The organism is Gemmatimonas sp., assembly GCF_044345575.1.
In the GTDB taxonomy this organism is placed as follows: Bacteria; Gemmatimonadota; Gemmatimonadetes; order Gemmatimonadales; family Gemmatimonadaceae; genus Gemmatimonas.
Genome location: NZ_JBIJAW010000009.1, coordinates 20,484 through 28,861 on the forward strand (window position 1 = coordinate 20,484; position 8,378 = coordinate 28,861).

Below are 8,378 nucleotides of genomic sequence, written 5' to 3' on the forward strand. Positions count from 1 at the left end.
AGAGCAACGAGTGATCGTTGCTCTTCGTGTTTTCGGGGTGGTATCCGCCGTACGCTCACGCGTGGTGGAAGTCCATGCGCTCGTCACTCATGGCCGTGAACGCATGCCGTCGTGTCCACAGTGCCGCGAGACTTCCTACGCAAAGCAACGCCAAGCCGAGACCGGGCATCAGGGCTCCACGCGTGAGCAGCACGACGCCCGCGACGGCCAGGGCTCCCAGCCTCGCCTGCTCGGAGGCGAAGGCCCAACGACGCGCCTCGAGCACGCCCCCAACGTTCGTGAGCGAGAGCGCGAGATAGAAGGCGCCGGCGATCAGTTGGCCGACCGGCAGGCGCGCGGCGCTGGCCAGAAACCACAACGCGACCGGGACGATCAACGCGAACTGCGCGAGCGCATACCAGGACAGCGCGCGCGGCACCTGCGGATCGAACGGGGTGAATGTGTCCCGCGATACCTCGGGCAACACGACGGGCCCACCCTGCTCTGCCGGACGCCACGCGGGCGAACCGAAGAGATACTGCCAACGATCACGCCAGCTCCGCGCGTGCCATACGTTGCGCGCGATTGCCACGTACTGGTGCACTTGCGCCCAGAGCGGGTTCCAGCTGCGCAGCGGTGTGGTGAGGCCATACACGGGTTCCTGGCGTTCCGGCGTGTAGGTGCCAAACCAGCGATCCCACACGATGAACACACCCGCGTAGTTGCGATCCTGGTACTCGGGGTTCACGCCATGGTGGACCCGATGATGCGACGGCGTGTTGAGCACCGCTTCACACCACGCCGGCAGTCGGTGTACCACGCGCGTATGTATCCAGAACTGGTACACCAGATTGAGCGCGTAGCAGACGGCGAAGTGCTCCCACGGCATGCCCAGCACGGCGAGCGGCACATAGAAAATCCAGCTGAGCACACCGCCGACCGCGCTTTGGCGGAGCGCCACGGCGAGGTTGTACTCCTCGCTGCTGTGGTGCACGACATGGCCGGCCCAGAAGATGTTCACTTCATGGGACAGGCGGTGGAACCAGTAGTACGCGAAATCCACCAGCACGAAGGCGGCACACCACGCGACGATCACCGGCGCATGTAACGCCCCCTCAGCCGTACGCCAACGTCCGCCGGGCCACTCGGGAAGATCGAGCCAGCGCTGCACGCGCAGCTGGTCGAACGTCCACGCGTACACGGCCAGCAGCAGGACTTTCGTGAACACGCCGGCGACCTGACTGATCGTACCGGCCGACAGGTCGCTGATGCTGTCGTTCAGCCGATAGAACGGACGACGGCCGAGCTGCGCAAAGAGCAGCTCGGCCGCGATGAACAGGAAGAACAGCGGAATGGATGCCTGAATGATGCCCATGTCAGGCGGTCGCGTGTCAGGCCGGGACGGTGTCGCCCTCGGCGGGCGTCTTGAGCTCGCCCTCCCAACGCGCCATCACGGCGGTGGCGAGGCAATTGCCGAGGAGGTTCACCGACGTGCGCGCCATGTCCATGATGGCGTCGACGCCGAGGATGACCGCAATGCCCTCGAGCGGCAGCCCGAACTGCGCGAGCGCTCCGGAAAGAATCACGAGCGAGGCGCGCGGTACCGCCGCCACGCCCTTCGACGTGAGCATGAGCGTGAGCATCATGAGCAGCTGCGTGCCGATGGGCATGTCGATGCCCGCCGCTTGCGCCACGAACACCGACGCGATGGCCAGGTACAGCGTGCTGCCGTCGAGGTTGAACGAATACCCGGTGGGCAGCACGAACGACACGATGCGGCGCGGGACGCCGAACTTCTCCATCGCCTGCATGGCCTGCGGGAACGCCGCTTCCGACGAGGCGGTGGAGAAGGCAATGAGCCACGGCTCCTTCACGAGCGCCCAGAAGCGCTTGAGATCGATCTTGGCGATCAGCGCCACCGGCACCAGCACCAGAATCACGAAGATGATAAGCGACACGTACAACGTGCCGACCAGCTTCGCGAGGTTGAGCATCACGTCGAGGCCGCTCTTGCCCACGGTCACGCCGATGGCGGCGCCGATCCCGATGGGAGCGTAGGCCATGACGATGCCCACGAACTTGAACATGATGTCGCTGAGCGACTGCAGCCAATCGAGCATGAACTTCTTCGACGGCCCCTCCACCTTGGCGAGGGCCACGGCGAAGATGATGGCGAAGAAGACGATCTGAAGCACTTCGTTCTGCGCCGCCGCCTCGAAGAAGCTCTGCGGCACCGTGTGCTCGAGCACCGAGGAGAAGGTGGGCGTCTTCGCGGCGAGGGCCTTGAACTCGTCGCTGTCACCAGCGGCCGAGAGCGACAGGCCGACCCCGGGCTTCACCACGTTGACGGCGATCAACCCGATGGCCAGCGCGAGCGTCGTCACGACTTCGAAATAGATGATCGAGCGCAGCGCGAGCTTCCCCACCTTCTTCATGTCGTCGCCGTGGCCGGCGATACCGACGACGAGGGTACTGAAGAGGAGTGGCACGATCAGTGACTTGATCATGCGCAGGAAGATGTTGGCGAACGGCTTGAGGTTCGGCGCGAGATCCGGCGCGAGCCAGCCGAAGAGGATACCGGCGATCATCGAGATGATGATCCAGCCGGTGAAACCGATGCCGAGCAGCCCCTTCTTCGCGGGAGCGGAGGCGGTGGAGCCCGCAGAGTGTTGAGCCATAAGTAGGTCGGGAGGGTGGTCGTTGCTCAGCGAGTCGTCGCTCAGCGATCCGTCGCGCCGGTGCGCAACACGGAGTGACGGTAGCCGTACGCGAAGTAGACCGCGAGACCGATTGCCATCCATACGGCGAAGGCAATCCACGCGCTGGCGGGCAGCCCCTTCATCACGAAGACGCAGGCCCCGGCGCCGAGCAGGGTCACGGCCCACACGAACGGCACGCGGAAGGGGCGCGGACGCTCGGGTTCGCGCAACCGCAGCACCAGCACCCCGATACACACCACCGCGAAGGCGGCAAGGGTGCCGATGTTCGTAAGATCGTAGGTGGCCGCATCATCGGCGAGCAGCGAGCCGAGGGCCACGGCCACGCCGGTGATGAGTGTCGTGACCTTGGGCGTACGTGTCTTCGGATCGAGCTTCGCCGCGAAACGTGGCAGCAGCCCATCGCGGGCCATCGCGTAGAAGATGCGCGGCTGCCCGTACTGGAACACCAGCAACACGGCGGACATGGACACCACGGCACCGGCGGCCACGATCCAGCTGGCGGTGTCGAGCCCCGCTAGCGACAGCGCCTTGGCGAGCGGGTCGGAGCTGCGCAGCTCGGTGTACGGTACGAGGCCGGTGGCCACGAAGCCCACGATGACGTAGATGAGCGTACACACCGCGAGCCCGCCAAGGATACCGCGCGGCAGGTTGCGCTGCGGGTCCCTGGTCTCCTCGGCCGCGGTGGAGATCGCGTCGAAGCCGATATAGGCGAAGAACACGATGGCGGCGCCCTGATGGATGCCGGTAAATCCGTTGGGGGCGAACGGCTTGTAGTTGGCCGGATCGATGTGCATGGCGCCCACGACGACGAACAAGCCGAGCACGAGGAGCTTGACGACGACCATGATGTTGTTGGCGCGCGTGCTCTCCTTCACGCCCTGCATGAGCAGGACCGTGATGGCGGCCACGATCCCGAAGGCGGGCAGATTGACGAGCACCGGGACGCCGGCGATGCGCGGCGCGGTGTCCAGCAGGCCGCGAATGGCGGGATCACTACTGGCCTGCACATTCCAGTAGCCGTGCGTGAGCCAGCCGGGTAAATCGATGCCGAAGCCGGACAGGAGCGAGTTGAAGTATCCGCCCCACGCGATCGCGACCGCGACATTGCCGACGGCGTATTCGAGAATAAGGGCCCACCCGATGATCCAGGCGACGATTTCGCCGAGCGTGGCATACGAATAGGCGTACGCACTGCCGGCCTGCGGAATCATGGAGGCCAGCTCCGCGTAGCAGAGCGCCGCCAAACCGCAGACGGCACCGAGCAATACGAAGGAGAGCACCAGCGCGGGGCCGGCGCCGTAGCGCACGATGGTGCCGTCGGCGAGGGTTTCGCCGGCAGCGGCGGTCCCCAGCGAAGAGAAGATGCCGGCGCCGATGACGGCACCGATCGCCAACATGACGAGATCGCCCGCGCCGAGGGTGCGGCGCATGCCATGCTCACCGTCGTCCAGCGTGACGATCGGCTTTCGATCGAACAGCCCCATGACGTACCTGGGATGTGTTGGGGAGGCCTTGGCCTCGGGAGGGGAGTGCCTGCGGTCTGTGGGCGAGTTGCTCGCGCCCTCACAGACAACGTCAAACTAGTCGCGTGCGCAGATCACAGCGAGTAGGTGATCTCGGTCCGTGCGCGCACGGGAACCCCTTGAGCATTCACTGCGGGGCGGAAGCGGATGGCGATGAGTGCCTCACGCAATTTCCGATTGTACGACCCGTCTTTCGTGGGATTGAATTGCAGGTCGAGCACCTTGCCGGTGGAGTCGACATCGAAGACGACCACGATCGTCCCCTTGGCCTTGTTGGGCACAGGCAGCGGCGGGAGGAACAGTTCGGTGGGGGCCGGCGGGAAGGTCGAGCCGACTCCACCACCGGTGCCTGCACCAGCCCCCGTCCCGCGGCCGGTACCGGTGCCCGATCCAACGCCGCCCCCGCTACCTGGCCCATTACCGGCGCTGCCATCACTGCCGGCGCCCCCACCGGTTCCCGCGGTGTTGCTGGCCGCGTCCGAGGTGGCGGCGGCCGGCGTGGGGGTCGGCTGCGGTGTGGGACTTGGCGTGGGCTTGGGCACCGGCGGTGGCGGCACCACCGGCGGCTTGATTTCCGGGGGCTTGATCTGCGGGGTGGGCACTACGGGCGCCGGCGTGGGCGCGACGCGAACGAACTGCAGACGTTCCTGCTTCATCTGCCCGCCTGTGCCCTTGTTGCCCCCGCCCCCGCCACCGGCGGGGCCGAAGCCCCCGGCTCCCAGCACCTCTCGCATCAACTCGGGCGAGGTGAAGGGGACGATGAGCAGTGCGATGATCGCCACGTGCAGCAGAATGGCGATGAGCAAACTGCGCCCCCGCTTTTCCTTGGAGACGGGCACACCGATCGGTGGCCGATAGCGCGGGCGCTGCGGCATGTCCGGCGGTGGCAAATCGGATGCGTGATCCTGTGGAGTGGCTGCCATAGGTGGGGTGAGTGTCGCGCCGAGGAGCTACACCAATGTAGTACGGCGGACGATCCCGTTTGGGGTCGCCCGCCGTATTGAACACCAGAGGTCAGGTGGAGGTGCCCCGAAGGGCACCACCGGTCACTTCGGCGCGACGCCGATGACCTTGACTCCGGCGCCTCGCGCCTGGTCCATGGCCCAAATCACGTTCTCGTACACGGACATGGTGTCGCCCTTGACGAAGATGATCTTCTCGGGGCGCGGGTCATAGATGGTCTTGAGGCGGTTGAACAGATTCGCCTTCTCCACCGGCTCCTTGTTGATCGCGTACTTGTCGTCCGGGAGGATTTCGAGCACGATCTGGTCCGGATTCACATTCGGCTGGGCCGGCTGCGGATTCGGGTCAGGGAGCTGCGTATCGATGGCTTTGCGGCTCATCGGGATGATCATCATGAAGATGATGAGCAGCACGAGGAGCACGTCGATCATGGGCGTGACGTTGATCTCGTTATTGAGACTGCTGCCACCGCCACCAGCGGACATACCCATTACTGGCTCCCCCCTGGCTTGATACGATCGGATTCCACCAGCGACTCGGTGCCAGGCTGCTGCTCGGTGATGAGCGCCGCGACGCGGACGCCACTCTTCGAGAGAATACCCAGCGCGTCGACCACCTTCAGGTACTGGAGGCCCTTGTCGGCCTTCACGTACATGATGTAGTCCTCGCGTTCCTGGCCGTAGATGTCCCGCACCGCCGTTTCGAGATCTTCGTTACGGATCGGCTTCTTGTTCAGGTAATAGCGACCCTGATCGTCGATACCGAGTACCTGGTCACCATCTTCTTCCGGGTGCGGCTTGAGGTTCTGGCCCTCGGGCGGCACCGCCTTGAAGCCCGCGTTGATCTGCGGGATCGTGATCATGAAGATGATGAGCAGCACCAGCATCACGTCGATCATGGGGGTGACGTTCGGCTCGGCCTTTACGCCACCGCCGCCGCCTACACTCATGCCCATGGCGTTACTCCGTGGAAACGGACTGCGTTACGCCGCCGTGCGGCGCTCCGGAATGGAGCGCCGTGGCGCATCGTCGTGAAGGAAGTGCTTACTGCGAGATCGAGGACTGGCCAGCCGTGTTGAACTCGCGCGTGAAGCGCGAACGGCCGAACTCGCCCGAGACACCCTTGATGAGGTAGTCGATCATTTCCTTCGACGTGTAGGTCATCTCGGCCGTAAGGTTGTCGATCTTCGTCTGGAAGAAGTTGAACGACCACACCGCGGGGATGGCGACGCCGATACCGATGGCCGTCGTGATGAGGGCTTCGGCAACACCGGCGGCGATGGCGGAGATACCGCCGGCGCCCGAGCTGGCCATACCCGTGAACGAGTTCACGATACCCATCGTGGTGCCGAGGAGACCGACGAACGGCGCCGTGGCGCCGACGGTGGCGAGGATGCCGAGGCCGCGCTTGAGGTCGACGACGGTCATCAGCATTTCACGCTCGACTGCACGCTCGGCCGAGTTGATGTCCGACACGGTCACCGAGCCGTCCTGGATGAGCGGACGGATTTCGCTCAGGGCGCCGCCGAGCACGCGGGCGACATGCGACTTCTTGTAGCCTTCGGCCAGCTTGATGGCCTCGTTGAGGTTGTCCTCTTCGAGGAACTGCGAGAACTCCGGGGCGAACTTGCGCGTCTCGGCCTGCGCCTTGCGCATGCTCCACCACTTCTGGATGAGCACCGTGAACGAGAAGGCCGACATGCCGAGGAGCGTGAAGACGATGCCCTTGGCGAACCAGCCCATCGAGTGGTACAGCTCCATCAACGACATGTTCATGAGTCGTGTCTCCGCAAAACGTTAGGTGGGGGCTCAGCGATTGAGCGAGAACTGGAACGGCTGCTGGACGAGCTGCTTCACCTTGCGTCCACCCACTTCAGCGGGCAGGAAGCGCATACGCTGCAGCGCGTTCTTCACGGCGGTCGTGAACAGGTCGTTGTCGGACTTGAGCGCCTTGAAGGTGCTCATCTCGGCGCGGCCCGTCGTATCCACGACGAACTGGGCGAGAACCTGCCCTTCGATACCGGCGGTGCGGAGCATGTCCGGGTAGGCCGGACCCTGCGCACCGGGGGCCATCACAACGGGCTTTTCGACCTGGAAGTCGAAGTAGGGCTGATCACCCTGGGGGACCGGCGCCTTGGCACCTTCGACACCCTTGGCGATACCACCAGCGACACCCTTACCGGAGAAGTCGGCCTCGTCCGTGACCTTCTTGGACAGGTCGATCTCAGGGATGACGTTGGGGATTTCGATGGGGGCCGAGAGCACCTGGAAGCCCTTCGGCGGTGGCGGGGCGGCCACGGCGTCAGGCGGCGGTGGCGGCGGCTCCTCCGGCTCGGGCGGCTTGGGCTCGTCCTTCTTCACCTCGACGAAATCGACCTTTTCTTCCTTTGGCTTCTCGTTGACGATCCCGGCGTTCTTCGTAACGACGATGAGACCGGCAACAATGGCGGTGTGGAAGACGATCGAGGCGAAGGACCCACCCAAGCGCTTCTGCTTCTTGGCCTGTGACTCAAGCAGGTTGTTGAACATCTCGCTTGTCCGGGGTACGGGCTACGCTGTCCCTCTCCGGGGTGTCCGGAGGCGACTTGGCGATTCTACGTCCGCCAAATGATCCGGCAATGATCGAAAGATTAGGATCGGATTAATCCGACGTTAGCATTCCGTTCAGCTCGGTAGACCCATCGGTACTATTGACAATCGACTGGTATTCGCCCGTCATACCGGAGCCCGGGGCACCGGCGAGCGGCAGCGTTACGGTAAAGGTGCTCCCCCGCCCCAGGCGTGACTGCACGTCCAGCACGCCCCCGTGCGCCTGCGCAATCCAGTGCGAAATGGCGAGACCGAGCCCGAAGCCTCCACGCTCGCTCGCGCGCGACCGGACGCGGTCGGCCCGCCAGAACCGCTCGAAGACAAACGGCAGATCGGCCGCCGCAATGCCGATGCCGGTATCGCGCACGGCAACGCGCACGACCGACTCGTCGCGGTGCACGGTGATCTCCACCGTGCCCCCGCGCGGCGTGTACTTGATGGCGTTGGTGACGAGATTGAGGAAGAGCTGCCGCAAGCGTGTCAGATCGCCCAGCACTTCCGCGTTCTCGATGTGCGGGGCGAGGATCACGAGCCCGGCATCCTCGCCCAGCAGGCGTGCGGTCTCCACCACTTCGTTCGTGAGGGGGGTGAGCTCCACCGGCTCA

9 protein-coding genes are annotated in these 8,378 nt (G+C 64.7%); all 9 read right to left on the reverse strand.

What is annotated here, in order from left to right; genetic code table 11:
* Positions 1–55: 55 nt before the first annotated feature.
* Positions 56–1,354 carry a sterol desaturase family protein gene (locus tag ACIQ6O_RS01470; protein ID WP_396205986.1) on the reverse strand — a complete coding sequence of 433 codons (1,299 nt, stop codon included), beginning with the start codon at positions 1,352–1,354 and terminating at the stop codon, positions 56–58.
* Positions 1,355–1,370: 16 nt separating this feature from the next.
* On the reverse strand, positions 1,371–2,657 hold the full coding sequence (locus tag ACIQ6O_RS01475) for a dicarboxylate/amino acid:cation symporter (RefSeq protein ID WP_396205987.1): 1,287 nt from the start codon (positions 2,655–2,657) through the stop codon (positions 1,371–1,373).
* A gap of 41 nt (positions 2,658–2,698) precedes the next feature.
* Entirely contained in the window at positions 2,699–4,183 is a 1,485-nt protein-coding gene (locus tag ACIQ6O_RS01480; RefSeq protein ID WP_396205988.1) for an APC family permease, read from the reverse strand.
* Between the two features lie 113 nt (positions 4,184–4,296).
* Entirely contained in the window at positions 4,297–5,097 is an 801-nt protein-coding gene (locus ACIQ6O_RS01485; protein ID WP_396205989.1) for a hypothetical protein, read from the reverse strand.
* A 171-nt stretch (positions 5,098–5,268) separates the two neighbouring features.
* A complete protein-coding gene (locus ACIQ6O_RS01490) occupies positions 5,269–5,676 on the reverse strand; it encodes an ExbD/TolR family protein (protein ID WP_396205990.1) in 408 nt (135 codons plus the stop codon).
* A complete protein-coding gene (locus tag ACIQ6O_RS01495) occupies positions 5,676–6,140 on the reverse strand; it encodes an ExbD/TolR family protein (protein WP_396205991.1) in 465 nt (154 codons plus the stop codon). The genes ACIQ6O_RS01490 and ACIQ6O_RS01495 overlap by 1 nt, the downstream gene beginning before the upstream one ends.
* 88 nt (positions 6,141–6,228) lie before the next feature.
* Positions 6,229–6,960 (reverse strand): MotA/TolQ/ExbB proton channel family protein, encoded by a 732-nt coding sequence (locus ACIQ6O_RS01500; protein WP_396205992.1) that lies wholly within the window; start codon positions 6,958–6,960, stop codon positions 6,229–6,231.
* Positions 6,961–6,993: 33 nt separating this feature from the next.
* Positions 6,994–7,713 (reverse strand): TonB family protein, encoded by a 720-nt coding sequence (locus ACIQ6O_RS01505; protein WP_396205993.1) that lies wholly within the window; start codon positions 7,711–7,713, stop codon positions 6,994–6,996.
* A gap of 112 nt (positions 7,714–7,825) precedes the next feature.
* Positions 7,826–8,378, reverse strand: a 553-nt coding sequence (locus ACIQ6O_RS01510; RefSeq protein ID WP_396205994.1) for a sensor histidine kinase, incomplete at its 5' end; no start/stop codon positions are given.